The sequence below is a fragment of the Planctomycetota bacterium genome, assembly GCA_016872555.1.
In the GTDB taxonomy this organism is placed as follows: domain Bacteria; phylum Planctomycetota; class Planctomycetia; order Pirellulales; family UBA1268; genus F1-20-MAGs016.
Window position 1 is genome coordinate 18,018 of sequence record VGZO01000035.1, and the last position, 26,953, is coordinate 44,970.

22 protein-coding genes are annotated in these 26,953 nt (G+C 73.1%); 9 read left to right on the plus strand and 13 right to left on the minus strand.

The features are described from left to right. Positions 1-60: 60 nt before the first annotated feature. A complete protein-coding gene (locus FJ309_12115; protein ID MBM3955341.1) occupies positions 61-4,056 on the plus strand; it encodes a cell division protein FtsK in 3,996 nt (1,331 codons plus the stop codon). Positions 4,057-4,060: 4 nt separating this feature from the next. Here FJ309_12115 and FJ309_12120 read toward each other — a convergent pair whose 3' ends face one another. Both FJ309_12120 and FJ309_12125 read right to left on the minus strand, forming a co-directional pair. Further along, on the minus strand, positions 4,061-5,185 hold the full coding sequence (locus FJ309_12120) for a PDZ domain-containing protein (GenBank protein ID MBM3955342.1): 1,125 nt from the start codon (positions 5,183-5,185) through the stop codon (positions 4,061-4,063). Further along, positions 5,182-6,402: a competence/damage-inducible protein A gene (locus FJ309_12125; protein ID MBM3955343.1), complete on the minus strand. Its 1,221-nt coding sequence runs from the start codon at positions 6,400-6,402 to the stop codon at positions 5,182-5,184. The genes FJ309_12120 and FJ309_12125 overlap by 4 nt, the downstream gene beginning before the upstream one ends. 82 nt (positions 6,403-6,484) lie before the next feature. Here FJ309_12125 and FJ309_12130 point away from each other — a divergent pair, with 82 nt between their 5' ends. The 4 genes from FJ309_12130 (at position 6,485) to tsaE (ending at position 10,738) form a co-directional block, all read left to right on the plus strand. After that, positions 6,485-7,750 carry a hypothetical protein gene (locus FJ309_12130; protein ID MBM3955344.1) on the plus strand — a complete coding sequence of 422 codons (1,266 nt, stop codon included), beginning with the start codon at positions 6,485-6,487 and terminating at the stop codon, positions 7,748-7,750. A 168-nt stretch (positions 7,751-7,918) separates the two neighbouring features. Beyond that, positions 7,919-9,229 (plus strand): PDZ domain-containing protein, encoded by a 1,311-nt coding sequence (locus tag FJ309_12135; GenBank protein MBM3955345.1) that lies wholly within the window; start codon positions 7,919-7,921, stop codon positions 9,227-9,229. Positions 9,230-9,321: 92 nt separating this feature from the next. Continuing rightward, positions 9,322-10,248: a thiamine-monophosphate kinase gene (locus FJ309_12140; protein MBM3955346.1), complete on the plus strand. Its 927-nt coding sequence runs from the start codon at positions 9,322-9,324 to the stop codon at positions 10,246-10,248. Further along, a complete protein-coding gene (gene tsaE / locus FJ309_12145; GenBank protein ID MBM3955347.1) occupies positions 10,232-10,738 on the plus strand; it encodes a tRNA (adenosine(37)-N6)-threonylcarbamoyltransferase complex ATPase subunit type 1 TsaE in 507 nt (168 codons plus the stop codon). The genes FJ309_12140 and tsaE overlap by 17 nt, the downstream gene beginning before the upstream one ends. Before the next feature lie 6 nt (positions 10,739-10,744). Here the strand turns inward: tsaE and FJ309_12150 are convergent, their stop codons facing one another. Next, positions 10,745-11,557 carry a hypothetical protein gene (locus FJ309_12150; protein ID MBM3955348.1) on the minus strand — a complete coding sequence of 271 codons (813 nt, stop codon included), beginning with the start codon at positions 11,555-11,557 and terminating at the stop codon, positions 10,745-10,747. A gap of 212 nt (positions 11,558-11,769) precedes the next feature. On the opposite strand from FJ309_12150, the gene FJ309_12155 reads away from it, so the two are divergent. Next, entirely contained in the window at positions 11,770-12,324 is a 555-nt protein-coding gene (locus tag FJ309_12155) for an isochorismatase family protein (protein MBM3955349.1), read from the plus strand. A 12-nt stretch (positions 12,325-12,336) separates the two neighbouring features. Here the strand turns inward: FJ309_12155 and FJ309_12160 are convergent, their stop codons facing one another. From FJ309_12160 to FJ309_12170, 3 genes are all read right to left on the minus strand, one after another. Then, complete coding sequence (locus FJ309_12160; protein ID MBM3955350.1) at positions 12,337-13,176, minus strand: hypothetical protein; 840 nt, start codon at positions 13,174-13,176, stop codon at positions 12,337-12,339. Positions 13,177-13,235: 59 nt separating this feature from the next. Beyond that, positions 13,236-14,162, minus strand: a complete 927-nt coding sequence (gene murB, locus FJ309_12165) for a UDP-N-acetylmuramate dehydrogenase (GenBank protein ID MBM3955351.1) — start codon at positions 14,160-14,162, stop codon at positions 13,236-13,238. 91 nt (positions 14,163-14,253) lie between these two features. Further along, positions 14,254-16,845 carry a hypothetical protein gene (locus FJ309_12170; GenBank protein ID MBM3955352.1) on the minus strand — a complete coding sequence of 864 codons (2,592 nt, stop codon included), beginning with the start codon at positions 16,843-16,845 and terminating at the stop codon, positions 14,254-14,256. Here FJ309_12170 and FJ309_12175 point away from each other — a divergent pair. Further along, on the plus strand, positions 16,844-17,791 hold the full coding sequence (locus FJ309_12175; GenBank protein ID MBM3955353.1) for a hypothetical protein: 948 nt from the start codon (positions 16,844-16,846) through the stop codon (positions 17,789-17,791). The two genes, FJ309_12170 and FJ309_12175, sit on opposite strands and share 2 nt — an antisense overlap. 139 nt (positions 17,792-17,930) lie before the next feature. Here the strand turns inward: FJ309_12175 and FJ309_12180 are convergent, their stop codons facing one another. The 6 genes from FJ309_12180 to rimO form a co-directional block, all read right to left on the minus strand. Continuing rightward, a complete protein-coding gene (locus tag FJ309_12180) occupies positions 17,931-18,890 on the minus strand; it encodes a GNAT family N-acetyltransferase (protein MBM3955354.1) in 960 nt (319 codons plus the stop codon). Then, entirely contained in the window at positions 18,887-19,270 is a 384-nt protein-coding gene (locus FJ309_12185; protein ID MBM3955355.1) for a Rieske 2Fe-2S domain-containing protein, read from the minus strand. Before FJ309_12185 ends, FJ309_12180 begins: the two co-directional genes overlap by 4 nt. 15 nt (positions 19,271-19,285) lie before the next feature. Beyond that, the gene (locus FJ309_12190; GenBank protein ID MBM3955356.1) at positions 19,286-20,266 is read right to left on the minus strand and encodes a lipid A biosynthesis acyltransferase; all 981 of its coding nucleotides are present in this window, start codon (positions 20,264-20,266) and stop codon (positions 19,286-19,288) included. Positions 20,267-20,442: 176 nt separating this feature from the next. Beyond that, positions 20,443-21,270, minus strand: coding sequence for a CPBP family intramembrane metalloprotease (locus tag FJ309_12195; protein ID MBM3955357.1), 828 nt, complete (start codon positions 21,268-21,270; stop codon positions 20,443-20,445). A gap of 42 nt (positions 21,271-21,312) precedes the next feature. After that, the gene (pgsA, locus tag FJ309_12200; protein MBM3955358.1) at positions 21,313-21,912 is read right to left on the minus strand and encodes a CDP-diacylglycerol--glycerol-3-phosphate 3-phosphatidyltransferase; all 600 of its coding nucleotides are present in this window, start codon (positions 21,910-21,912) and stop codon (positions 21,313-21,315) included. A 6-nt stretch (positions 21,913-21,918) separates the two neighbouring features. Further along, complete coding sequence (rimO, locus tag FJ309_12205; GenBank protein MBM3955359.1) at positions 21,919-23,352, minus strand: 30S ribosomal protein S12 methylthiotransferase RimO; 1,434 nt, start codon at positions 23,350-23,352, stop codon at positions 21,919-21,921. A gap of 147 nt (positions 23,353-23,499) precedes the next feature. On the opposite strand from rimO, the gene FJ309_12210 reads away from it, so the two are divergent. Beyond that, positions 23,500-24,363 carry an inositol oxygenase gene (locus FJ309_12210; protein MBM3955360.1) on the plus strand — a complete coding sequence of 288 codons (864 nt, stop codon included), beginning with the start codon at positions 23,500-23,502 and terminating at the stop codon, positions 24,361-24,363. An 80-nt stretch (positions 24,364-24,443) separates the two neighbouring features. On the opposite strand, the gene FJ309_12215 is transcribed toward FJ309_12210, so the two are convergent. Continuing rightward, positions 24,444-25,598, minus strand: coding sequence for a flavodoxin-dependent (E)-4-hydroxy-3-methylbut-2-enyl-diphosphate synthase (locus FJ309_12215; protein MBM3955361.1), 1,155 nt, complete (start codon positions 25,596-25,598; stop codon positions 24,444-24,446). A gap of 86 nt (positions 25,599-25,684) precedes the next feature. Here FJ309_12215 and FJ309_12220 point away from each other — a divergent pair, with 86 nt between their 5' ends. Then, complete coding sequence (locus tag FJ309_12220; GenBank protein ID MBM3955362.1) at positions 25,685-26,170, plus strand: tRNA (cytidine(34)-2'-O)-methyltransferase; 486 nt, start codon at positions 25,685-25,687, stop codon at positions 26,168-26,170. Positions 26,171-26,953: the final 783 nt, after the last annotated feature.

Here is a 26,953-nt window from a genome sequence, read left to right on the forward strand (position 1 = left end):
CCGTCGCGCCCGAAGCCGGCCGGTCGGGCGACGGCATCCGGCGCGGCACAGGAGCACGCCATGTCCACCGAGACCGCCGCCACTCCGACCGACACGACGCCATCCGCGGCCGCCGCGCCGGCATCGGGAAGCGCCCCCACCACGGCCCCCACGGCCTACGACCAGGCACGCCTGCGAGGAGCGATCCAGGCGCTCCGTGACGCTGCCGCCCGGCGTGCCAAGCTCGAGCACGAGATCGTCGCCGAACACGAGCGTGAGACGACGGCGGCGCGCGACGAGGCGACGGCCGCGATCGCCGCCACGACCGAGAAGCACCGCCGCGCGATCGCCGCCACGAAGAACGAATACGCCGATATCACGGCCCGCCTCGCCGCCCAGGGGGAGGCCGACTCGAAGAAGATCGACGAGCAGCGCCGCGCGAAGGTCGCGGCCGTCGAGCGCGCCTGGCAGGAACAGACGACGAAGATCAAGGAGGATCACGAGTTCGAGCAGGCCTCGGTGAAGGAGGTCTACAAGGAGAAGCGTGGCGATCCGGCGAAGCTGTTCGCCAAGACCGAGCAGGATCTCCAACGGATCGCCGCCCAACTCGACGAGGCGTTCGCGAAAGGGAAGGAGTTCCTCACGGGCTGCGGCGTGAAGCCCGCGGCGGCCGGTCCCGACGACCGGCCCGTCCCCGAGCGCGACGGGATCCTCTCCGAGATCGAGTCGCTCCACGCCGGCGTGATTTCGCGGACGAAGGACCTTCTCGGGCTGGCCGCCGCGAAGACGATGTTCGGTGGGTTGAAGAAGGATGCCGCCCAGAGGGCCCTCGAGCTGTGGGGGGCCGTCGAGCGCGACGTCGCCCGTGGCCGCGCCCTGCTCCCCGCCGCCCGGGAGTGGCTGCCGCTGCGGCGCGACGAGCAGGCCCGGGCCCTCGAGGCGAGCGCGCGGAAGCAACTCGCCGATCTCGAGTCACGGGCTGCCAAGGCGATTGCCGACCTGACCGCGAAGCGCGACGCCCAACTCGCTGACCTCGGCGAGAAGGTCAAGGCGGCGACGACGACGATCGAGTCGCGCTCGACCGGTGGCCGGGCCGATGCCGATACGCGCTACCCGGCGAAGGTCGCGGCGCTGGAGGAGGCGCTCGCCGCCGAGGTGGCCCGCCTCGAACAGGCGCGCGACGGCCGGTTGGCGGCCGCCGAGAAGAAACTCGCCGACCGGACCGCCGCCATGACGGCGCAGTGGCGGCAGGCCCGGGTCGACGCCGATGCCGTCTACGCCGCCGCTGGCGCCATCGACACGGCCGCCTTCCCGGAGTGGTCGGCGCTCGCCGACGGATCGGTTCCGCTGCCACACGACGCTCCGCCCGGGCTGCGCTTCGGCCGGCTCGACCTGTCGCTCGAGCGCGTGCCCGGCGGCGTCTCGGTCCGGCCCGAGCTCAACGCCTTCGGCCCGGTGGCGTGGACGCAGCCGGCGCTCGTCCCCTTCCCCGACGGCTCGTCGCTGGTGGTCAAGACCACCGCCGACCAGCGTGAGCCGGCCGGGGCCTTCCTCCAGGCCCTCACCCTGAGGATCGCGGCCGGCGTCCCGGCCGGCCAGACGAGGTTCACGATCATCGACCCGCTCGGCCTCGGCAAGCACTTCGCCGGGTTCATGCACCTCGCCGACCACGACGAGCTGCTGGTCACGAGCCGGATCTGGACCGAGCCGACGCAGATCGAGCAGCGCCTCGCCGACATCACCGAGCACATGGAGCTGGTGATCCAGAAGTACCTGCGCAACGAATACGACTCGATTGCCCACTACAACGCCGATGCCGAGGTGCCGGAGCCCTACCGGTTCGTCGTCGTCGCCAATTTCCCCGCCAACTTCACCGAGACGAGTGCCCGGCGCCTGGCGAGCATCGCCTCCAGCGGCGCCCGCTGCGGCGTGGCGACGATCGTCTCGGTCGACACCAAGCAGCCGTTGCCGGCCAATTTCAGCATGTCGGACATCGAGCAGTACGCCACGGTGCTGCGCCTCGAGGACGGGCGCTTCACCTGGAACGACGCCGAGTTCTCGAAGTGGCCCCTGACGGTGGAGTCGGCACCCCCCGACGACGTGTTCACCGAGATCGTCCAGCGGATCGGCCGGGCCGCCAAGGCGGCCAAGCGCGTCGAGGTGCCGTTCGACCGCGTCGCGCCCCCCGAGGAGGCGTGGTGGACCGGCAGCACGGCGCGCGAGATCGACGTCCCGCTCGGCCCGGCCGGGGCCAAGAAGATGCAGCACATGAAGCTCGGCAAGGGGACGAGCCAGCACGTCCTCATCGCCGGCAAGACGGGCTCCGGCAAGTCGACGATGATGCACGCCCTGATCACCAACCTGGCGCTGACCTACAGCCCGAACGAGGTGCAGTTCTACCTCATCGACTTCAAGAAGGGAGTCGAGTTCAAGGTCTACGACCACTACCGCCTCCCGCATGCGCGCGTGATCGCGATCGAGAGCGAGCGCGAGTTCGGCCTCTCGGTGCTCGAGCAGCTCGACCGCGAGCTGAAGCGCCGCGGCGACCTGTTCCGCGACCTCGCCGTCCAGGACCTCGCCGGGTTCCGTGCCACCGGCAATCCCGACCCGATGCCGCGCGTGCTGCTGATCATCGACGAGTTCCAGGAGTTGTTCATCGAGGACGACAAGCTCGCCCAGGATGCCTCGCTGATCCTCGACCGGCTCGTCCGCCAGGGGCGGGCGTTCGGAATGCACGTGCTGCTCGGATCGCAGACGCTCGGCGGCTCGTACAGCCTGCCGCGGGCGACGATGGGGCAAATGGCGGTGCGGATCGCGCTGCAGTGCAACGAGGCCGACAGCAGCCTGATCCTCTCCGAAGACAATTCCGCCGCCCGGCTCCTCACCCGCCCCGGCGAGGCGATCTACAACGACGCCAATGGCATGCTCGCCGGCAACAACCCCTTCCAGGTGGTGTGGCTCGGCGACGAGCGCCGCGAGCGCTACCTGTCGGCGCTGCGGCAGCTGGCCGACCGCCGCAGCGACATCCCCGCGCTCCCGCGGCTCGTGTTCGACGGCAACCAGGCCGCCGACCCGGCCGGCAACTCCCAGCTCGCCGAGCTGCTCGACAAGGGCACCGTCGGTGGCCGGCCCCAGATCGCGCCGGTGGCCTGGCTCGGCGACGCGATCGCGATCAAGGATCCGACCGCAGCGCTCCTCCGGCGCCAGGGGGGAGCCAACCTGCTCGTCGTCGGCCAGCGCGAGGACCTCGCCGTCAGCCTCCTGGGAATGTCGCTGATGAGCCTCGCGGCGGCCCACGATCCGCTCCCCGGGGGGCAGCTCGGCCGGACCGCGCGGTTCGTGCTCATCGAGCCGCCGGTCGCCGACGAGAAACCCGACCTCCTCCTCCGCGCGCTGGCCACCAACCTCCCCCACGACGTCGAGGCGGTGACGGTGCTCGGTGTCGCCGACGCCTTCGCCGGCCTCGCCGCCGAGGTCAAGCGCCGGCTCGACGAGCAGGTCCTCGACGGCGAAGCGATCTTCGTCGTCGTCCGCGACCTCGCCCGGTACCGCGAGCTGCGCAAGAGCGACGGCGACTTCGGCTTCTCGTTCGGCGGTGACCAGAAGGCGGGCCCCGCGCAGAACTTCAACACCGTCCTCAAGGACGGGCCGACCGTCGGGATCCACACGCTGGTGTGGTGCGATTCGCTCACCAACCTGATGCGGACGTTCGAGCGCGGGGCGCTGAAGGAGTTCGAGCTCCGCGTCCTGTTCCAGATGAGCGCTTCCGACTCGAGCCAGTTGGTCGACAGCCCGTTGGCCAGCAAGCTCGGGCCGCAACGCGCCCTGTTCATCCACGAGGAGACGGGGACGCTGGAGAAGTTCCGCCCCTACGCGTTCCCGGCCGGTGAGTGGCTCGCCGGTGTCGCGGCCCGGCTCCGCGCCCGCCCCCAGGGCCGGGCGACCGAGCGCCCGCGTGTGGCCAAGCTCGCCGGCGGCGCGACCGCGGCGGCGAAGCCGGCCGACGACGAATTCAACTTCACCAAGTTCCTCGACGACCCATCGCCGGCCGGCGGTGAGCCTCCCGCGGCCGGCTGAGGGATCAGCGGGGCTTCTCGGCGGGGCGCCGGCCGATCGGGACATCGATCCGCACCCGCTGGCCGTCGCGCACGAGTTGCACCGGCACCGCGGTGCCGACCGGGGCCCGCGCGGCGAGGAGGAACAGCGTCCGCTTGTCCGCGACCGGCTTGCCGTCGAAGACGAGGATCACGTCACCGCGCCGGATCCCGGCCGCCGCCGCGGGCGACTGCTCGTCGACCGCCACGACGAGCGCCCCTCCCTGCTCGTCGTCGGCGGGATCGTTGAGTTGCACGCCGAGGAATCCACGCTCCACCGGACCGCCATCGAGGATCGCGCGGCACACGTTCCGGGCCGTGTTGCCGGGGATCGCGAACGCGATCCCCTGGAAATCGGCGCCGACGATCGCGGTGTTGATGCCGACGATCTCGGCGTGGACGTTGACCAGCGGCCCCCCGGAGCTGCCCCGGTTGACGGCGGCATCGGTCTGGAGGAACTCCTGCCGCGGGTCGTCGAGGACTCCGCGGCGGCCGGTGGCACTGATGATGCCGTAGGTCAGCGTCCTGTCGAGCCCGAACGGATTGCCGATCGCCCACACCATCTCGCCGACCTCGAGGCGGTCGCTGTCGCCCCATGCCGCGGTCGGCAGCCCCTCGGCCTCGATCCGGAGCACGGCCAGATCGGTCGCCGGATCGGCGCCGACCAATTCGGCGTCGAAGCGCCGGCCGTCGGCGAGACGGACCTCGATCGCCGTCGCCTGGGCGACGACGTGGTAATTGGTGATCACCACGCCGTCGGCTTCGACGATCACACCCGACGCGCTCGACTCGTCCTCGGCAAGCTGCGTGCGCGGGCCCCACAGCGCGCCGACCTCGTCGGCGACGAGGTGCACCGGGCGGCTGCCGGTGACGTTGACCACCGCCGGCCCGACGAGCCTGGCCAGCGACGTGAACAGCTTTCCGACCGGAGCCAGCTCCGCCCCGGCGGCGGCATCGCGGATCGCCGCCAGCTCCTCGCGCGTCCGGGCGTATTGGATCCGCCCGACGAACGACGGCCAGCAGAGGAGCACGAGGACGGCGACCAGCGCGAGCACGAGCAACGGGGTGCGCAGCGCCTCCAGTCCCGGTGCGGCGGGGGGGCGTGGCGTCATCGCGCTCCTCCGGCCGGCCCCGGCGGCAGCCCGGCGGCCCCCGCTGCAAGCGTGGTCCGCACCAGATCGAGTGCCGTCCGCGCCGTCCACGACAGCCGGATCGTCGAGTCACCGCCGAGGCGGTGGCGCTTCCGCCGTTCGTCTCCCGGCCCAAGAAGCACGATCTCGACGGTGTCGCTGCCCTCGTCCCGGTCCACCGGTCCGACGACCAGCGCGTGGCTGGCGCCGCGCTGCCGTCGCCCCGCCGCGGCGGCGGCGACGAGCGCGTCGATGGCCGTCGTCGCCGGCAGGACCTCGGCGCCGCGAAACAGTCCGTCGCCGCGCCGCGCCCCGGCGGCGGCGGCCGCCTCGGCGAGCGCCCCGCAGGTGCCCCCCTCGACGGTCACCAGCGCGCCGCCGGCCTCGGCGAGGGCCGCCAACGCCGCGTCCTCGACCTCGTCGTCCTCGACGCCGAACACGAGCCCGCCGAGGCACTCGCGGATGATCCGCTCGGTAGGGGCGATCCGGGCCCGGCATGCGGCCTCGTCGGCACCGCGGGCGGCGATCCGCAGCGTGATCGTCGCGGCGTGGGCCGTGATCCCGACGAGCGGATCGCGTCCCCGGGCGACGAGATCGGGGAGCAGCGCCTCGATGGCGCTCTCACCGCGGCCGAAGCACTTGATGCGGCGAAAGACCATCGTGCCCCCCCCGGTGGCGGCGACGAGTGCCGGCACGACGGTGTCGCGCCACATCCGCTTCATCTCCGCCGGCACCCCCGGCAGGGCGAACACCCGGCAGGATCGGCCCGCCGTGCCGAGATCGACGTCGAGCCCCGGCGCCGTGCCCTCGGGATTCGGGATCAGGCGGCTGCCGCGGGGAAACAGCGCCTGACGCCGATTCGATTCGGCCATCGCGACGCCGCGCTTGGCGAACCTGGCCGCGATCGCCTCGAGCGCCTCGGCCCGCTCCTCGAGCGGCTCCCCGGCGACGGCTGCGAGGACGTCGCGGGTCAGGTCGTCGGCGGTCGGCCCGAGGCCGCCCGTGACGAACACCAGATCGGCCCGACCGGCGGCTTCACGCAGCGCGCGGACGCCGTCGCCGAGGTCGTCGGGGACGGTCGTATGAAAGCCGACGGCGATCCCGAGGAACCCCGCCTCCCGCGCGATCCACTGGCTGTTGGTGTCGAGGCGTTGACCGGTGGTCAACTCGTCGCCGATCGCGATCACGTCAGCTCGCATGGCACCCCGATCCCGCCGCCGGCACCCCCGGGTCCACCGGGGCCACTGGTCACTTTCCCCGCTGCGGGAAACAATTGCAACGATGCACCTCGGGCTTTTGGGTCATGATCGCCGCGTCGGGTGGCTGCTCGATGCGGCACCCGCGGCTGGCCATGCGCTCGGGCCGGTCTGCGACATCGACCCCTCCCTGGCCGCGGCGCTCGGCGGCGGGCGGGCGACGCCGTGGGACGCGCTCCTCGATCCGGCCGCCTGCGACGCCGTCCTCGTCGGCACCGACGGCTGGCACGACGGCCGCGCCGACGCGGTGCGGGCGCTCGTCCAGGAAGGGCGGACGCTCGTCGTTTCCCACCCGCCCGATTTGTCGATGGTCTGGGCCTACGAGCTCGACATGATCCGCCAGGACACGGGGGCCGTCCTGATCCCGTTCCTTCCGGACCGGCGCCATCCCCTCGTCGGCCGCCTCCGGGCGCTGCTCGAGGCATCCCTGGCCGGGGCCGGGGAGATCGGCACGCCAGAGACGCTGCTTTTCGAGCGGCGCCTCGCCGCCCGGGGGCGCGACGCAGTGCTCCGGGCGTTCGCCCGCGACGCCGATCTGATCCGCGCGATCGCCGGCGGGCCGCGGAGGCTCACGACCCTCGGCGGCGGCGACGGGGGACCCGGGCCGGACGACGGCCTGTGGACGAACATCGCCATCGGCCTCTCCGGACCGGCGTCGCTGCCCGTCCGCTGGCAGGCGTCGCGAGGCGCCCCCGAGGGGCTCACGATTCGCCTGGTCGGGTCGGCTGGAGAACACCTCCTCGAGATTCCCGACGGCGCGTCGGCCGACTGCCGGCTCGACGGCGGCGCGGCGCTATCGCTCGATCGGGGTGCGGTGATCCTTGCCGACGTGGAGCGCGCGGTCGCCGCACGCGCTGCAAGTGCGCCGCCCGGCCGCGACGCCGCGGACACCGGGGCCGACGGTGCCACGATCGCGGCCGCGACCTGGGACGATGCCGCCCGGGCGATCGAGTTGGCCGAGACGGTGCCGCGGAGCCTCGCGCGCGGCCGTGCCATCGACCTCCACCAGGAGGAATACACCGACCTCGGCACGTTCAAGGGCATGATGGCTTCGGTCGGGTGCGGGCTGGTGCTCCTCGGCCTGCTGGTGGTGATCGTCGCCACGCTCCTGGCCGGCATCGCCCGTGCCGCCGGCTGGGATCTCCTCGAGCGGGTCGTCGCCGTCTGGCCCGCCGCGCTGCTGGCGATCCTCGGGGCGTTCCTCGCCCTCCAGGTGATCCCCCTCCTCGTCGGCCCCGACGACGGACGCACGCCCCGGGGGCCCGACTCCCCCCGCCGTCGCGATCCCTGACCCGCCCGCAGCCGGGGTGGAAGCCGGGGAAGCTGTGCGGGCCGGCGGAACCCGGGGGAATTCGCGAAGCCAGGGCGACCGATCAACCCTGGTGTCGGTCGCATCGCTCCGGCGCGGCACGAAGGCCGACAGTTCGCAGGTGCAGTCCGGGCGGGGAGTCGGCGCGTCATGCAGCGAGTGGTCGTGCTTGGGGTCGTGGCGGCACTGGCCCTGTCCGCGGTCCCCGCTCGGGCAACCGAGACACGCCGCACGGCGATCGTCCGGGCGATCGAGGCGACCCGCGATTCCGTCGTCAACATCCACGGCCAGAAGCTCGTGCCCGGTTCGGAGGACGATGCCACCGCCGAGCTCCGCCGCGTCAACGGCATGGGCACCGGGGTGGTCATCGATGCCCGGGGGTACGTCGCCACCAATTACCACGTCGTCGAGGGGGTGCGCCGCATCGAGGTGACGCTCGCCTCGGGGCGGACGACGACCGCGACGCTGGTGTCGCACGACCCGCGGACCGACCTGGCGGTGATCAAGATCCCCGCCGACGGCGGGCCGTTCCCGGTGATCCCGATGGGGACGTCGGCCGACCTGATGATCGGTGAAACGGTGCTCGCCCTCGGCAACGCCTACGGCTACGAGCACACGGTCACGCGCGGCATCATCTCGGCCCTCCACCGCAGCGTCGAAGTCAACCGCACGCAGCGGTACGACGACCTGATCCAGACCGACGCCAGCATCAACCCGGGCAACTCCGGCGGACCGCTCCTCAACATCGACGGCGAGATGGTGGGGATCAACGTCGCCGTCCGGGCGGGCGCCCAGGGGATCGGATTCGCGATCCCCGTCGACCGGGCGCTGGAGGTCATCACGGAACTGCTGTCGACCGAGCGCCTCGACCGCACCTGGCACGGATTGGTCACCAGGAGCTGCGGCAGCGAGGGGGTCCTCGTCGCGGGCCTGCAGCCGGAGAGTCCTGCGGCCGGCGCGGGAATCGTCACCGGTGACGTGATCCGCCGGATCGGTGACATGCCGGTGACCACGCCGCTCGACGTCGAGCGGGCCCTCCTTGGCCACCGCCCGGGCGAGACGGTTCCGGTCACGGTCGGCCGCGGCGGCGCCGAGACCCGGATCGACCTCGCCCTCGGGGCGGCGCGTCCGCGCGTGCTCTCCAAGGAGGAGCGCTGCTGGAACGAGCTCGGCCTCAAGGTCGAATTCCAGCCCTCGGGCCGGGTGCAAAAGCTCCAGTCACGCTACCGGGGTGGGTTGCTCGTGACCGACGTCCGCGACGGCGGCCCGGCGGCCGATCAGGGGATCCGCGTGGGCGACATCCTCGTCGGCCTCCACGTCTGGGAGACGATCACGGTCGACAACGTCCTGTACGTGCTCGAGAAAGCGCGTGAGGACAACCTCGGCCAATTGAAGTTCTACGTCCTCCGTGGCCGCGAGACGCTCTTCGGCCACCTCACCAGCGACACGATGCTGCGGTAGCTTTCAGCTGTCTTTCGCCCCCCCGGGGCCCGCGGCACTGCCACGCTACAATCCTCGGGCCGCGACATCGCGTCGCTCGAAGGACACCGACCGTGGAGCAGGATTTTCTCGACTGGCTGCTGCCGCGGCTGCCCGCCGATCCGCGCCTCGAGATCGGCCCCGGCGACGATGCTGCCGTGATCCGCCCCCCTGCCGGGCGCCGGACCGTCGTCAGCGTCGACATGCTCACCGAGGGAGTCGATTTTCTCCTCGGCGATGACTGCAGCCCACGGCAGGTGGGGCGCAAGGCGCTGGCCGTGGGCCTCAGCGACCTGGCGGCGATGGCAGCCCGCCCCGAAGCGGCCGTCGTCGCCGTTTGTCTGCCACGCGGCGGCGCGGCGATCGCACGCGAGCTGGCCGACGGTGTCGCCGCGCTGGCGCGCGAGCACGACGTCGCCCTCGCCGGCGGCGATACCAACGCCTGGGACGGCGGTCTCGTGGTCAGCGTCACGGTCATCGGCAGCGTCGCCCCGGGCCGGGCCTGGCGGCGCGCCGGGGCGCGCCCCGGCGACCGGATCGTGGCCACCGGAGCGTTCGGCGGCAGCATCCTCGGCCGCCACCTCGACGTCCGGCCACGCCTCGCCGAGGCGGCGTGGATCGCCGAACGGTTCCCCGTCCACGCCGCAATCGACGTCAGCGACGGCCTGTCGCTCGACCTGTCACGGCTGCTGGCCGCCAGCGGGTGCGGCGCCGTCGTCGACCTCGCCGCGGTCCCGATCCATGCCGACGCCGTTCGCCTCGGCGCTCGCGACACCACGCCGCCGCTCGACCATGCCCTCGCCGATGGCGAGGATTTCGAGTTGCTGCTCGCGCTTCCCGCCGCGGCTGCCGACGATCTGCTCGCCGCCGACCGGCCATTTCCGACGCCTCTGACCGCGATCGGCACCGTCACCGCCGCCGCGGGCCTGCAGGCCCGTGGCGCCGACGGCCGGCTCGCCCCGCTCGAGCCCCGGGGATTCCTCCATGCATTCGGCGGCTGAGGCGCGTGCCGACCTCGTGGTCGGCAGCGAGGCCGAGCTCGACGCCGTCACGCGCCGGCTCGCGACGGCCCTCCCCGTGCCGGCGTTCATCGCCCTGCACGGCGATCTGGGCGCCGGCAAGACGCGGTTCGTCAAGGGACTGGCTGCGGCGAGCGGGCTCGATCCAGACCTCGTCGTCAGCCCGACGTACGGCCTGATCCACGTCCTCCCGCTTCCCGCCGGCTGCCCGGTGAGGCAGATCGTCCACGCCGACCTCCACCGCCTTGCCGGGCCGGAGGATCTGGCCGAGATCGGCTGGGACGACGCCACGAGAGGGGCTGCGTGGGTGTGCGTCGAGTGGGCCGACCGCGTCGGACCTGCCCTCCCCGCCGACCGCCTCGAGGTCGCGATCGAGATCCTCTCGGAGTGGACACGGAAGCTCACGATCCGCGCGATGGGGCCACGCCACGCGGCGGCGGCGGCCGCATGCGCTCCCGGCAGCGGGCGCTGAACCGCGTCAGCCGCGCCCCGCGTCGGCGTGTTGCGGCCGGGGCGCGAGTGCCGCCAGCTCGGCGGCCAGTGGCCCGTGGAGCGCCACCTCGAGCGCGGCCAGCGTTCGGGCCACCGGGACGCCGTCGAGGATCCGGTGATCGGCGAGGATCGTGACCACCGAGCGACCGGCGTCGTCGAGCGGGGTCGCCGTCAGGCTCGTGGTGAGGAACGACGGGTGATGGCGGTTGGCACATCCCTCGCCGGCGAGCATCGAGATGCTGAACGTGCCGAGACGAAGCGGACGCTTGCCGCCCGGGGAACCGACGTTGGCGCGGAGCACGACCCGCCGCAGCCAGGTGGGAAGGAGGAGGAGCTGCCGCTGCCGCGGGAACATCTCCTCCTCCGGGCCCTCGGCATGCCGCGTGATCTCGGCCTGCAGCGCCGGCAATGGCATCGCGTCCGGGGAGGCGATCCGCGCCCACCACAGCGATTCCGGGTCGAGGGCCGCAACCGCGGCCGGGGTGTCGGGGCCGCGCGGCCGGCTGACGGCGATCGAGGCCACGGAGATCGGGCTGGTGGCCCAGCAGGGCCGGCGCCAGGGCGTCAGCCAGCGCCGCGGCACGTACCAGCTCCGCAGTGCCGGCCGGTCGCGGGCGACGAGGGCGAACCCCTTCACCAACAGCGCGGTCCACCCGATCCGGGGAACGGCCCGGCGCCGCAGCCTGTCGACCTCCCCGAGCACCATCACCCGGTCGACGGGAAAGGTCGGCACGCGGCGTGACAGCCGGACGATGTCGCCGACCACCAGACGGTGGGCGTCGAGCGGTCGCGTCGTCACGGACAGTCGTCGGCCCATCGCTCCACTCGTCGTGCGGCCCCGCTGGACGACCGCGCCTCTGCGGCCTCACGCCCGCCATTGCATAGCCGATTCCCCGCCGGCTCGGCAACGCCGCTCGGCTCGGCATCCACTGGGCGGTACCCGGTGGCCTGCCGCCGGGCCCTGGTAGAATCACAACGAGGCTGTCCCTTTCTCTTCAGGACGTCTTCCCCATGCGGCTCGATCCCGCCACGTCGCTGCTCGGCGTGATCGACATCCAGCAGCGTCTCCTCCCGGCGCTCCCCGGCGGGCCGGCGGCCGCACGCCGCACCGAGCGCGTCGTCCGGGCAGCGGGCCTCCTCGGCGTGCCTGCGGTGCTCACCGAGCAATACCCCAAGGGGCTCGGCCCGACGCCGGCGGAACTGGCCGACGTGCTCCCGCCGGCGGTGGCGAAGCTCACCTTCAGCGCTGCCGCCGAGGTGCGCGATGCGGTGGCGGCGGCCGCCGCGGCCCGCGGGGCGGTCGAGGGGATCGTGCTATGCGGCTTCGAGACGCACGTCTGCGTCGCGCAGACCGCGCTCGATCTGCTCGCCGACGGGTTCGCGGTGTTCATCGTCGTCGACGCACTCGCCTCGCGCCGCGCGATCGACCACGAGGTCGGCCTGCGCCGTCTCGAAGGTGCGGGGGCGGTGCCGGTGACGAGCGAGGCGGTGGTCTTCGAGTGGGCCCGCTCCGCCGAACATCCGCAGTTCCAGGCGCTGCGCCGCCTCGTGCTCGACATCGACTGACCGTCGCGGCCGTCAGCTCCCGGCGGCACGGAGGGCGCCGAGGTCGAGGGGCTCGGCCGCCGTCCCGGGCGTGACCCCTGCCTTGAGCCTGGCGATCTTCAGCGCCGCCGACGGTTCGCCGGGCTGCTCCCGGCCCGGAGCGCTGCCGAACCGGATCACGCCCCCCTGCCGATCGACGAGATCCCAGCGGCCGTGCGGTCCGGGTGCCGGGCGGCACTCGACGAGGTCGAGCGCCTGCCACTGCGGGCCGACGGCGCTCACCAGCGCCGCCGCCTCGTCGACCGAGGGATCGCCCCAGCGCGATCCCTCGGGTCCCTGCGGGCTGGTCGTCATACCGGTCACGCGGGGGTAGGCGGCGGCCGACTCGGCGGTGAAATCGGCGCTCGGGAGGAACACGCCGTCGGCGTCGATCGCCAGCAGCCCGCCGGGAATGCGGACCATCGCCACCGGCTCGCGGCAGACGACCGTGACGACGGCGGCCGGCGGATGGCTGACCTCGACGCGACTCACCTCACGGATCCAGGGGTGCATGTCGAAGGCCCGGGCGAGGAGCGTCGGCAGCCGCGCGTCGTCCACCGGCACGCCATGGTCGAGGCTCGCCATCCGCAGCGCCTCGGCGCGGACGTCGGCGCGGATCCAGGGGGCGAGCCCCTCGACGACGACGTCGCCGGGATGGAGGAGCTGGTCCTCGCCCCAGCGCACCCGGTCGCCGAAGCGCCACCACGCCAGGGCGCCGGCGGCGAGCGCGGCGGCGAGGATCACACCGGCGACGACGAGCGGCCGGCGCGGATCCCCGCCCGCGGGCTGGCCGTCGTCGCTCTCGGCTGCCGACGGCGGACGCCAGGGAGGCATGGACGAAGCCCTCGGGGCTGGGGCGGAACGGGCGGCAGGCGGGAGCGTGCCCGCCGCCGTCACCACGACTCGATCTGTGGCGCCAATTCGACGCCGAGGCGCTGCCGGACCTGGGTCCGGACCATTTCGACCAGGGCGCGGACGTCGTCGGAACTGGCGCCGGCCTGGACCGTGACGTAGTTGGCGTGGGTCCCGTGGATGCTCGCGCCGCCGACGCGCATTCCCCGGCAACCGGCCTGGGCGATGATCGACTCGGCGCTCGCGCCGAGCGGATCCTTGAACAACAGCGCCACGCTCCGCGTCCCCGAGGGCTGCCCGGCGCGCTCGACGATCCACTGCTTCTGCATCCGCTTGGTGAGCTGATCGGGATCCTCGACGTCGAGTTCCAACCGGCAGCCGAGGACGATGCCGTCGTCGAGGTTGCTCCACCGCGACCCGAACGCCAGCCGCGCCCCCTCGCGTTCCTCGACCGAGCCGTCGGCCTGCATCACCGTGACGGCGCGGACGCGATCACCGATGTCGCCGCCGCGCGCCCCGGCGTTGCCGACCAATGCCCCGCCGACCGTGCCCGGAACCGCCACGAGCGTCTCCAGCCCGGCGAGCCCCGCCTGGACCGCGGCGGTCACGAGATGGACGAGCTTCGCGCCGGCACCGGCTTCGATCCGGCCGCTTCCCCCGTCGTCGATCGCGATCGCGCAGAACCCGGGGGCGGAAAGCCGGACCACCAGCCCGGGAAAGCCGGCGTCGGGGACGAGCACGTTGGAACCGCCGCCGATCACCCGCACGGGCAGGCCGAGCTCGGTCGCACGGCGCACCAGCCGCGCCAGCGCCTCGCGATCGACCGGTTCGCAGAAATAGCGGGCGGCTCCGCCGACACCGAGCCAGGTGTGGACCGCCAACGGCTCTCCGGCCCCGACCGCGATCCCGAGGTCGTCGAACGGCGTGGCGGTGGCTGGCCCGGCGGCCGGCACCGACGGCGATGTCATGGGATGATCCTCGAACGGTTGACGCGACGCTCGGCGCCCGATGACGGCGATTGTCGCCGTCGGCCCGCCGGCTCGGCAAGCCGCCTCGTCGTCAGGCCGCGCGGCGCGCGGTGGGATCGGCCGCCAGTGCGAACCAGCCGGCGACGAGCGAGGCCAGGCCGAGGTGCGGCTCGCCGTCGTCGCCTCCGCCGGGACCGCGGCCGGGGTCGAAGCCCCGGCCGAGGACGACGACACAGTCGCGCCGGCGGATCCCGGCCAGCAAGCGGTCGACGCGCGCGTAGGCCGCGATCACCGACGGCGAAGGATCGTCGGCCAGGATCCCGTCGGGCACGACCACGGTCTCGTCGGACCAGCGCGCCACCAGCGCGCGGAACCGGCGCGGCGCGAGCCGGCGGGCCAGGCCGCGCTCGGCGAGGACCACGAGCCGTCCGGCAGTCAGGCGGCGGAGGCTGGCGAGCGTCGCGACCAGCGCGTGGCGGCTGCTCGGCTGGTCGATGAACACGTGGCCGTCCTGGCCGCGGTCGATCCGCTCGACACGGCCGGCGACGCTCCCGATCGACTCGAGCCCGCGGACGACGTCGCTCAAGGCGATGCCGAGGCGGCGGCCGACCGCCGCGGCCAGCAGGGCATCGCAGACGAAAGCCTGGACGGGCGTGGCGACCGCCACCGGCGCGACCTCGTCGGCCGACTGGAGGAGGAACGTCTGCCCACCGAGCTGGCGTTCGACCGGGCTCGCCCACAGGGCAAGCCGGCCGCCATCTCCCCGGAGGCCGACGCGGATCGGCGCGGCACCGCCGCGCGCCAGCCACCGGGCGACCAGCCGCCGCGCGCCGGCGTCGTCGTGGCAGACGACGAGGTCGCCGTCGGGCACGAGGATGTCGAGAAGCCGCGCCTCGAGCGGTGGTGCGGCGCCGCGCCGCCGCGGCCGCGGCGGCACGACGTTGGTGACGACCGCCGTGGCGCAGCGGATCCCGGCGAGGACGCGCCGCGCGAGCATCGCCGCCGAGACCTCGACGACGACATGGGTGCAGCCGGCTTCGTGGAGCCGCGCCAGGCAGCCCGCCACCGCACTGGGGTCGGTGAGCCGGACGGGCGACGGGCCGGCGGCGTCGGGCTCGAGACAGCCGAGGTCGGAGATCACCCCGACGCGGACGCCGGCCTCGGCGAGGATCCCGGCGGTCAGCCAGGCGGTGGTCGTCTTCCCGGCGCTGCCGGCGACGGCGATCAGGTGCATCGCGTCGGCCGGCGCACCGGCGAGGGCGTGGCAGATGCGGGCCATCGCCTCGTCGGCGTTGGCCACGAGGCACACCGGCGCGCCGTACGCAGGCACCATCCGTTCGCTGACGATCCCGACGGCGCCCCGGGCGACGGCTTCGGCGAGCCCCTCGCCCCCTTCGCCGTCGGCCGTCGTCCTGACGACATACACGTCGCCCGGGCCGCAGTCGCCGGCACGGTCGTGGCACCCGCGGGCGGGAATGTCGCGCCCGCCGACGAAACGGCAGCGCGGGAGGACGTCGTTGAGCCTCACCATCCGCCGGACGAACCCGTCGTCGCGGCGCGCGTCGATCCCCTCGTTGCCCGCCATCGTCGCCTCCGTGCGCTCGCCACCGCCGCGACGGCCGTCCCTCCTTGGACGAGCCTGATGCACCGGCTCCCGCATTGTCGGGAGGCGCGGCACCGGGTCAATGTCGACTCGCGTGGCGCTTGCCGGTGTGTCGCGCGGCGGGGTAGTGTCGCGGCGTTCAACTCCGCCGCGGCCGCCACGCCTTCCGGAGCCACCGGCCTTGCCCGTCCTGCCGAGCCCACCGTCGCCCCCCGCGCGCTTCGCGCTGTGGCTCGGCGCCATCGCCGGGGTGGAGCTGGAGCTGGCCCACGCCTGGCTGGAGACGATTCTCCCCGTCGTCGACGCTCCCGGTCCCGAGCAGTGGTTCCGGACCGGGGCCGGGCAGCGGCACCCGCCGGCACTGCCGCGGCCCTGGGTGGCGCTGGCTGCATTTCCCCGGCCGGGACTGTGGTCGGTGGCGGACATGACGGCCGTGGCGGCCAGCCTGCCGCTGGTGCCGCTGGTGGCGGTGACGACGAGCCTCGCCGAGGGGAGCAGGCGGAGCGGCGATTCCCTCGCCGGGATCGAGGAGGTGCCGTGGGTCGAGCTCCCCGGCCGCGTCTGGGGCTGGGCCAGCGGCGCGGCACGCCCCGCCGGTTGGCTTCCGGCGACGAGCCGCCGCGACGAACGCTGGCTCGTCGCCCCAAAGCGCCCGGCCACGGCGCGCAGGCCGGTCGCCGTCGCGGCCCCCGGGACGTCGCGGGAACAGCTCTGCGACCTGCTCGACGCCGCCGGATTCGCCCCGCAACCACTCGACACGCCGCGCCCCCATCCCGGGTGCCCGGGGCCGGTGATCTGGGATGCCGGGGGGGTCGGGGAGGAATGTTGTTCCTGGTTGCGCCTCCTCACCGCCGATGGCCGCCGTGACGTCGTCGTCCTCGAGTCGTTTCCACGGGGCGACGGCGTGCGCCTGGCGCTGGAGGCGGGTGCGGCGGCCGTCCTACCCCGGGTCGTCGCGGCCGAGACGGTCGCCGGCACGCTGGGATGGATCACTGCCCGCGGTGCGGCGCCGGGCTGACCTTGGAGGGGCGTGGCGCCCCGGCTAGCATCCGGCCCCCCACAGCCCCGGCGACCGGCCATGCCCCACCAGCTTCCCCGCTCCGCGGCCTTCGGACCGCGTCCCCGACGGGCACTGCCGCGGAGCGCGATCCGCGTGCCGTTGCTCGGCGCGCTGGTCGTCGCCGGCTGCGCCCACCTCGGATCGCCGCCGGCGTGGGACACCGTCGTCCTCGAGACGACGAGTCTCGCCGACCCCCTCGCCTGGCACGGCGGCGAGGGGCTGCCCGACCGGACGCTGGTGATGGCAGGTCAATTGGTCGTCCACGCCGACTTTCCTCTCGCGGGCCAGCACCGCCTGATCCGCGACCTCGAATCGCTCCGCGCCGACGTCAGCCAGACGCTGTCGTTGCCCGTCTCCGACGAACCGGTCCATCTCTACCTGTTCGGCACGCCGACGCGGTACGACGAATTCGCCGCCCGCCGCTTCCCGGGCTTCCCCGTGCGGCGCGCGTTCTTCGTCGAGACCGACACGACGCTGTCGGTGTTCGCCGCCTGGCAGGACCGGATCGCCGAGGATCTCCGCCACGAGACGACGCACGGCTACCTCCACGCAGTCGTTCCCACGATCCCACTGTGGCTCGACGAGGGGATCGCCGAGTACTTCGAGCTCCCGCGCGGCGCCCAGGGGGTCCACCGCGAGCACCTCACCCACCTCGCCGGCCGCCGCGCCGAGGGCACGCTGGCGATCGACCTGGCCCGGCTCGAGCCGCTCGCCGATCCCGGCGAGATGTCGCAGGACGACTACGCCGAGGCGTGGGCGTGGGTCCACTGGCTCCTCCACTCGACCCCCGCCCGGCGTTGCCTGCTCCAGGATTACCTCACCGACCTGCGCCGTGACGGCTCGACCGCGCCGCTGGCAGCCCGGCTGACGCACGTCGAGGGCTCGCCGCTGGCCTGCGCCGAGAACCTCCGCCAGCACCTCGCGACGCTCGCCGCCGGCGCCGACAACGCTCCGGTCGAACCCTGAACGGCAACGGCGCGGCTCACCTGTCCGTGGACAAAGCCCTCCCTGGCCTTTGTCCACTCAGGCGACCGCGGGAACCGCCGAGGGTTTCCCGGGTCGCCAGCGGCCGCATCCAGCGGCCGATGACTTTTTCCCCGGGCTGTCACGCGTCGGACACCGTCTTGGCGTACACCAGCCCCAGCGCCAGCGGTGCGAACCCGAGCTTCGTGTACAGCGCGCAGCCTCCGGGATCGGCTTCGTGCGCCTGTCCTTCGACCATCTCCGCCCCCTCCTGCGCGAGGTCGAACAGCGCCTCGCCGAGCACGTGGTGCCCGAGGCCGCGGCGCCGAAGCGTTTCCGGCACGGCGACGCCGAGCAGCCCCCAGCGCAGCCCCGGAGCACAGCCCGCCAGTCCGTGACGGTCCCAGAACGTCGCGCTGGCGGCCACCATCCCGTCGGCGCCGACCAGCTCGTAGCGGCGCAGCGGGAGCCCGACGGTGGTCGCCGCCTCCCACCAATGCCGGTGCGGCGGCTCGTCGATCGCCCGCAGGAGCATCGAGCGGCGCAGCGCCAGCTGCGTGCGGCTCACCTGGGGGCGGTAGCCGGTGAGGCGGCGGCCGACGGCGGCGATCCGATCGGCGACGTGGTAGCCGCCGCGGCCGAAGACGCCGGTCAGCGCGGGGCTCGATTCGAGGATCCCCGGCAGATCGGCGCCACCGTAGAGGCCGAGGTAGAAGGCGCGCTGCGCGCCTGTGCCGCCCCCCTGCAGCCGCCGCGCGCCGTTGCGGCGGAGATACGCCTCGCAGTGGCCGAGCAGCTCGTCGGCGATGCCCTCCTTGCGGGCGTGCGGCACCACCGCGACGAGAAACACGATCCCGAGGCCGCGGTCGAGGTTCCGCCCATCGGCGGTCGGGCCGAACCCGGCGTGGGCGAAGCCGACAGCCCGCGGGCCGTCGAACGCCAGCACCAACCCGGCCGGGTCGAACCACGGCTTGGCGAGGACCGCCCCCTCGATCAATTCGCTCGTCATCGGCTGCAGGGCACCGGGACCGAGCTCGGCGTCGCGCCACACGTCGGCGAGGCGCGGAGGATCGTCGTTGCGGAAGCAGCGGTACTCGATCACGCCGCGTGATCCCCCGACGCGGGCACGAGGCGCACGAGGATCCGCCCGGCCTCCTCACGGACGTCGTGGACGGCCTGCCGGACGGTCGCCGAGAGGCGGTGGCGGCCGCTGACCGCGTCGAACTGCCAGCCGTGCCACGGGCAGGTGATCACGCCGTTGCACAGCCGCCCCCGGCCGAGCGGGCCTCCCTGGTGCGGGCAGAGCCCGTCGATCGCCGACCACTGCCCGTCGACATTGGCCAGCGCCACGATCCGGCCGCCCGCGACGCACTCGACGACCTCCCCGGGGGGGCAGTCGGCGGCGGCGGCGATGTCGATCCAGTCGCTCACGTCTCGACCGCTCCACCGGGTGCCCCGCGGCGGAGCCCGGCCCGGGGTCAGCGACGCGGGGCCACCTCAGGCCGTCGTCGTCGTGGGCAGGGCGGGAGCCACCCCGCTTGTCGCCACTGTAGCCTGCGACGACCGTCCCCGCCATCGGCGGTGGACCCACCAATACTGGCCCGGTGCGCGGCGGATCGAGACCTCGAGGAGGCTCGTGTACCACTGCGACAGCGCGTGGAGGCTGGCGACCTCGGGAGTCGCGTCGCGGGGATCGGCGATTCCCTCGACACGCAGGTCGTAGTCGAACAGGCCGCGGCGCCGCGTCGCCGAGCAGACGAGCACCGGCGCCTCGGCGGAGAGCGCGAACAGTCCGATCGCCTTGTGGACGCTTGCCGGCCGGCCGAAGAACTCGACCCAGCACCCCTTCGGCCCCGCCGCCTGATCGCCGAGCAGGCCGATAACGCCATTCTCCTCGAGGGCCAGCGCCACGTCGGGTGCGCTCCCCTTCTTCGGCAGGATCACCTGCCCGCGCGACTCGCGGAACGCCGTCACGAACCGGTCGAGGAGCGGGTTGTCGAGCTCGCGGGCCACCGAGAAGATCCGCAGCCCGAACACGCCGAACAGGTACGCGGCCAGCTCGAAGTTGCCGAAGTGGCCGCCGAGGATCACCTTCGGACGCTCGCTCCACAGCACCCGCACGATCGTCTCCATGTCGGGGATCCGCAGGTGGCGCCGCCAGGTGGTCTTCTGGATCACGCGCGGCGCGTGGGCGATCTCCACGACCATCAGCAGGAGGTGCTCCCACATCTGCCTGGTGATCGTCCGGCGGCCGGCGGCGTCGAGCGCGGGAAAGGCCGTCTCGAGGTTTTCCTCGACGACCGCGCGGCGGATCGGGACCCGCGCTGCGAGCACCGCGGCGATCCCCACCGCGGCGCGCTGGCAGACGTCGCGCGGCAGCGCCTGGACGACGCAGATCACGACCCGTACCGCCGCATACACCAGGCGGTCGAGGCAGCGGGTGGCGAGGCTGCGGCGGGGGGTGGCGGGGGCCGACACGGCCGGGCTCCGGGGGGGACGACGGGGGGATTGTCGTCACAACAGCCCCGGCGGGACCAGATCAGCCTGCCGCGCCGGCGCGGTCCACCGGGCTGCCGCTCTCCATCGTGAAACCCGCGGCGTTTGCCACGGTCGCCTGAGTGGACACGGCCTCATTGGGCTTTGTCCACGGACAGTCAGCCCTTGACCGGCCCGCCACCGGCGAGGACCAGAGCGATGCTGGCGGCGTTGAACAGCCCGTGCAGGACGACGGCCGGCAGAAGCGAACCGGTGCGGAACACGATCCCCCCCAACACCATCCCGAACAGTGCCAGCGGCACCGGCGCCAGTCCCTGCCCGGCATGGGCGAGGCCGAAGGCCAGCGCCTGGAGGCAGATCGCCGCCCCGGCATCACCGCCGAAGCGCTCGACGAGCCAGCCCTGCAACACCCGGCGGAAGAGAAACTCCTCGACCAGCGGGGCGACGACCACTGCCGACAGGATCACCAGCGCGATCGCCGCGGGATCTCGATGGGTGGAGACGTAGTCGATGATCGGGTGGGCATAGGGCTGGATCCGGTCGAGGAGCGTGGCCAGCGCCAGCAGCGGCCACAACACCAGCCCCAAGCCGATCACGGCGAGCCGCAGGTCGTGCCGCCAGTCGGCCACCGTCATCCCCAGCTCGTCCCACGTCGCCCCGCGCGAGCGCAGGTGCCACAAGCCGACCAGCGCCGCCACCGTCATCCCGACGATGCTCGCCGCCAAGCGCGACGACAGCGGCGCGTCTTCGGGCACGACCGCGGCGGCGAGCACCTGGGTGACGATCACCGTGGCGAACACCGCCGCCACGTCAACGCCGCTCCACCGCGCCGGTGGCGCGATCCGCGCCGCGAGGAGCGGCAGACCGCGACGGAGCCGCGCCGCCAGCGCCCAGCCGACGACGAGGCTCGCCAGCGCCGCGGCGACCCAGAGGCCGGCGACGACCGGCGAACCCGCTTGGTCGAGAGGTTGTTCGAGCTGCTGCATGACCAATCCGTGGCGGGCGCCGGCGCCCGTCGCTCCGTGCTGTCAGGGCCCGCGCCGCGGCATGAGCACCGTCGCCGCCCGCGCCAGGTACTCGCCCCCCGACCAGATCGTCGCCACCACCGCCGCCCAGACGGCGATCGTCGCGAGGGCCGTCGGATCGAAACCACCCCAGGCCGCCGGCCCCATCCGCCGCGCCAGTTCGGCCGCCGCGGCCAGGCACTGCAGCAGCATCTTCGCCTTTCCCGACCAGCCGGCGGAGAAATCGTGCCCCGAGCGCTCCAGTTCGGCGCGGAGGGCGGTGACGAGCAGCTCGCGGACCACGACCACGACCGCCATCCACGGGGCGATCGCCGAGCCGTCGCGCCCGGCGAGCAGGATCCACACCCCGCAGACGAGCACCTTGTCGACGAGCGGATCGGCGATCCGCCCCAGCCGGCTCACCTGGTGGAACGTCCGCGCCCACCAGCCGTCGACCCAGTCGGTCGCGGCGGTGACGACGAACAGCCAGAACGCCGCTCCCGCCATCCCCGCCTCGATGACCGCGAACAGCGCCAGCGACGCCACGAGCCGCGCGGCGGAGAGGAGGTTGGGAACCGTCCAGACGCGGTCGAGATCGTCCGGCGGCGGGGGCGACGACGGCATGGCGGCTCAGCCGTCGGCGGGGATGCCGGCGAGGTCGTAGCCGGAGGAGGCGACGATCTCGACCGGCAGGATCCGCCCCGTGAGCGGCCGGCGCGGCGAGCTTCCCGGGGCCGTCACGTAGACCGTGCAATCGATGTCGGGGGCGTCTCCCTTCGAGCGTCCGATCCAGACGTCGTCGCGCTGGCCCGACGGGCCGTCGACGATCACGTCGAGCGTCCGCCCCACCTGCCGGCCGGCATGGTCGTGGGCGATCGAGCGCTGCAGCGCCATCAGTTCGTCGCGCCGCGCCAGCTTCTCCGCCTCGGGGAGGTGGCCATCGAGCTTCGCCGACGGCGTGTCGGCCTCGAGCGAGTAGGGAAACACGCCGAGCCGCTCGAACCGCCAGCGCTCGACGAACGCCAACAACTCCTCGAATTGCCCGCGCGTCTCGCCGGGAAACCCGGTGATGAACGTCGTCCGGAGGACGAGGTCCGGGATTCGCGCTCGGAGGGCACCGAGCAGGTCCTCGATGGCGCCCTTCGTGACGCGCCGCTGCATCCGCTTGAGCACCGGGTCGGCGGCATGCTGGAGCGGCAGGTCGAGGTAGGGGAGGATCCGGGAGCTGGCCGCGATCCGGTCGACGAGCGCCGGCGTGAAATGGATCGGGTACAGGTACATCAGCCGGATCCACTCGATCCCGGCGACCCCCTCGAGGGCCCCGAGCAGCTCGGCGAGGCGTGGCTGGCCGTCGATGTCGATGCCGTAGAAGGTCGTGTCCTGGGCGACGATCACCAGCTCCTTGACGCCGTCGGCGGCCAGCTCCTCCGCCTCGCGGACGACCGCCTCGATCGGCTTGCTGGCATGCTTGCCGCGCATCCGCGGGATCGAGCAGAACGTGCAGGTCCGGTCGCAGCCCTCGGAGATCTTCAGGTAGGCGACATGCCGCGGCGTGACGCGGAGCCGGTTGGAGTCGTCGAGGGCCCGGGCCGGCGCCGGCCGGAACACGCTCCGCTGCTCGCCAAGGCCGCCCACGAGCCGGTCGGCGGTGCGCGCGATCTCGTCGCGCGAGAAGACGCCGATCACGGCGTCCACTCCCGGCACCTCGTCGAGGAGCGCCTCGCGCTGCCGCTCGGCGAGGCAGCCGGCCACGACCACGCCGCGCGTGCCGCCGCCGCGCTTGAGATCCACCATCTCGCGGATCACGCCGTACGACTCCTGGCGCGACGCCTCGAGGAACGCGCAGGTGTTGACGACGACGAGGTCGGCTCCACGCGGCTCCGCGACCAGCCGCCAGCCGTCGTCGCGGAGCAGCCCGAGCATCCGCTCGGTGTCGACGAGGTTCTTGGGGCAGCCGAGGCTGACGATCGCGTAGGTGCCGCGCGCGGGCCCGGGGGCGCCGGCGGGGCCGGCGGCGAGCGTCCCTGCCCCTGCCTGCTGCTCGACGATCGGAAGTTGGGTCATGGGTCCGACGATACCAGCGCCCGCCGCCGCCCCGCCAGCGGACCCCGGCAACGCTCACCCGCGACCGCTCTTGGGAACGATCGCCCGAGACGCCATCATGGTGGCCCCGGGTCGCTCGGGCCCTCGCCCCCTCCGGAACCCCGCGCCATGGACGACGCTCGCCCCCTCGGCAGTCTCGACGAATGGGAGGAGGACCTCCTGCGCCGCTACCCGGAGCCGTCCGGTGCGGTCGCCGCCAAGCCAGGCGCCGCGTTTCGCGACTACGCCGCCGGCGCGCGGGCGAGCGTGCGCCGGTTCTACGAGCTCAACCACCGTCACCAGACGGTCGACTTCGTCCGCGCCAAGCGCGGAGAATACCTCGGCCGCGGCAAGATGCGGATGGGGATCTGGGAGGCGATGGAGTACCTCAACCAGCTCGTCGACGACAGCGATCCCGACCTCGACCTCCCGCAGATCGAACACCTCCTCCAGACCGCCGAGGCGGTCCGCGCCACCGGCCGCCCCGACTGGTATGTCCTCGCCGGCCTCGTCCACGACCTCGGCAAGATCCTCTGCATCTGGGGCGAGCCACAGTGGGCCGTGGTCGGCGACACCTTCCCGGTCGGCTGCCGGTTCTCCGAGGCGATCGTGTTTCCCGAGTTCTTCGCCGCCAACCCCGACTCGGCCCGACCGGAATACCAGACGGAACTGGGCATCTACTCGGAGGGCTGCGGGCTCGACGCGGTCCTCCTCTCCTGGGGCCACGACGAATACCTCTACCACGTCGTCAAGCCCTACCTCCCCACGCCGGCGCTGGCGATGATCCGCTGGCACTCCTGCTACCCGATCCACCGCGAAGGGGCCTACGCGCGGTTCCTCACCGACGGCGACCGCGCCCTGCTCCGCTGGGTGCGCGATTTCAACCAGTTCGACCTGTACACGAAGCGCGACCAGCGGATGGACGTCGCGGCGCTACGGCCCTACTACGAAGACCTGATCGGCCGCTACTTCCCTCCGAGCCTCGCCTGGTGAGCGCGGCCACCACGCAGCGCGAAACGCAGGCCTCCGCCCGGCGCTGCCGGACGGACCCATGGAACGGCCCCACACCGCAGTCAGGCGTGCGTCGTGGCGGCGCGCCTGTCGATGAGCCGGTCGAGCTCTTCCTTGAGCCGCGGCAGGATCGCGTCGTAGGGAAACGCACCGAGCTCCTCGCTCCGCCGCTTGAGATTGACGTGCGTCGGCCCGCACCACAGGCCGAGGTCGGCGTCGTCGGTCTCGCCCGGACCGTTCACACGGCAGCCCATCACCGCGATCGTGATCGCGTGGTCGACGGCGTAGGCCGTCATCTCCTTGACCTGCTTGGCCAGTTCGATGAACGCCTCGTTCTCGACCCGCGAGCAGCTCGGGCAGGAGATGATGTTGAGCGACGACAGACCGTAGTCGACCACGCTCCGCACGCGCCCCGCGGCGATGTCGGCGAGGATCGCGTTGGCGGCGGCGATCTCCTGCGGCTTGTCGGCATTGGGCACGGTCAACGAGACGCGCACCGTGTCGCCGATCCCGCGCGAGATCAACTGCTCGAAGGCGATCCGCGTCTTGATGATCCCGTCGGGGGGCATCCCGGCCTCGGTGACGCCCAGGTGGAGCGGCACGTCGGGGCGTTCGGCGGCGAAGTGGCGGTTGACCTCGATGACCTTCGCCGGGTCGGAATCCTTGAGCGACACCGCGTAGCGCGTGAAGCCGATGCTGTCGAGCAGCGCGCAGTGCTCGAGCGCGCTGGCGAGCATCGGCCCGAGCGAGTCGTGATCGTCGAACAGCGCCTTCTTCGCCGGATCGACACTGCCACAGTTGACCCCGACGCGCAGGGCGCAGTCGTTGTCGCCGGCGACCCCGGCGATGAACTTCACCTTCTCCTGCCAGGGTTTGGTCGTCTCGTGGTGGTAGAGATGGCCGGGGTTGTAGCGGAGCTTGTCGACGTGGGGGGCGACATCGGCGGCGAGCCGGTAATTCTCCTGGAGGTCGATGGCGAGGTTGGCCGGGGTGCCGGCGCGGATCGCGGGGAGCGCGGCGGCGTCCTTCTTGCTGTCGACGGCGATCCGCACGACCCCGGCGCCGGCGGCATGCAGCGCGTTGGCCTGCTCGAGCGTGGCGGCGATGTCGGCGGTGTGGGTGGCCGTCATGCTCTGGGGGGCGATCGGGTGGCCGGCGCCGATCGTGATCCGGCCGATCCGCACTCCCCGCGTCGGATTCCGCTTGATCTTCTCCACCGTTGTCCCTCCCGGCAGACTCTGTCGCGATCCCGATCCGTCCTTCCTCAAACGATAGCAGACCCGCGACCGGCGGCGAACGACCGATGCGCTACGCTCCCTGTCTCCACGTCGTCCTCCACGAGCCCGAGATCCCCCCCAACACCGGCAACATCGGCCGGACCTGCGTGGCCGTCGGGGCCAAGCTGTGGCTCGTGCGCCCGCTCGGGTTCAAGCTCGACGACTACTACCTCCGCCGCGCCGGACTCGACTACTGGGAGGAGCTGGAGTGGGAGGCGGTCGATTCGTGGGACACGCTCGTCCCGGCCCTCGCCGCCGCCGGCGCGGGGACGCGCTGGCTGTTCTCCGCGCGCGCGACCACGACCTACACGACGGCGAGCTATTCGCGCGGCGACGTGCTCGTCTTCGGCAGCGAGTCGTCGGGGCTACCGCAGAGCCTCCAGGCGGCCCATGCCGCCACGCTCCTCACGATCCCCTCGCGCCCCCAGGTGCGGAGTCTCAACCTGTCGAGTGCCGCCGCGGTGGTGATCTACGAGGCGATCCGCCAGTGGGGCGGGCAGGTCGGCGGCTGACGGCTTCGACCGAAACGCCCCGGCTCACGGCCCGTCGGCCATGGCCCGCTCGTGGAGCGGCAGGTGGCGGTAGTAGACCTCGAGCATGCAAGTGCACAGGCTCGTCACGAACAGCCGCCCGCCGATGTGGCCCCAGCGATCGAGCGCCGGATCCCAGCTCCCCGCCTCCTTGCCGCGCTGCACCTGCTCGCGCGGCAGGACCTCGCGGAGGTCGGCATTCCAGCGGTCCCAGGCGGTGCCGCCGGCATGGTGGGCGACCTGCGTGAGGTAGTACCAGGCGTAGACATCCTTGTCGCCGCCGCCGAAGTCGAGCCGGCGCTCTGCCAGCAGACGTTCGAGTCCGGCCGTCACGCGCGGGTCGTCCGGCTTCCACGCCAAGTACAGCCGGCACAACAGCCCCTCCGCCGTGACCGCCGCCGTCACCGGCGACGCCGGTTTCGACTCGATCTCGCGCCGGTAGCCGTAGCGCGATCCCCCGTCGACCGCGACGCCGTCGACGAATCCGGCGAGGCGGTCGAACGTGTCGCGGGGCACCTCGATTCCCGCCGCGGTCGCGCTGACCAGCGCCATCATGTACCACCCGCTCACCGACATGTCGCCGTCGCGCCCCGGCTCGTATCGCCACCCGCCATCGGGCCCCTGCGCCGCCACCGCATAGGCCACCGCCCGCCGCGCCGGCCCCGCGAGCGTTTCGTCGCCGGTCATCGCCGCCAGCTCGCACAGCGCGATCGTCGCCTGCGCGTGCGAATACAGCGCATGCTGCGTCGGCAGCGCTCCGGGCTC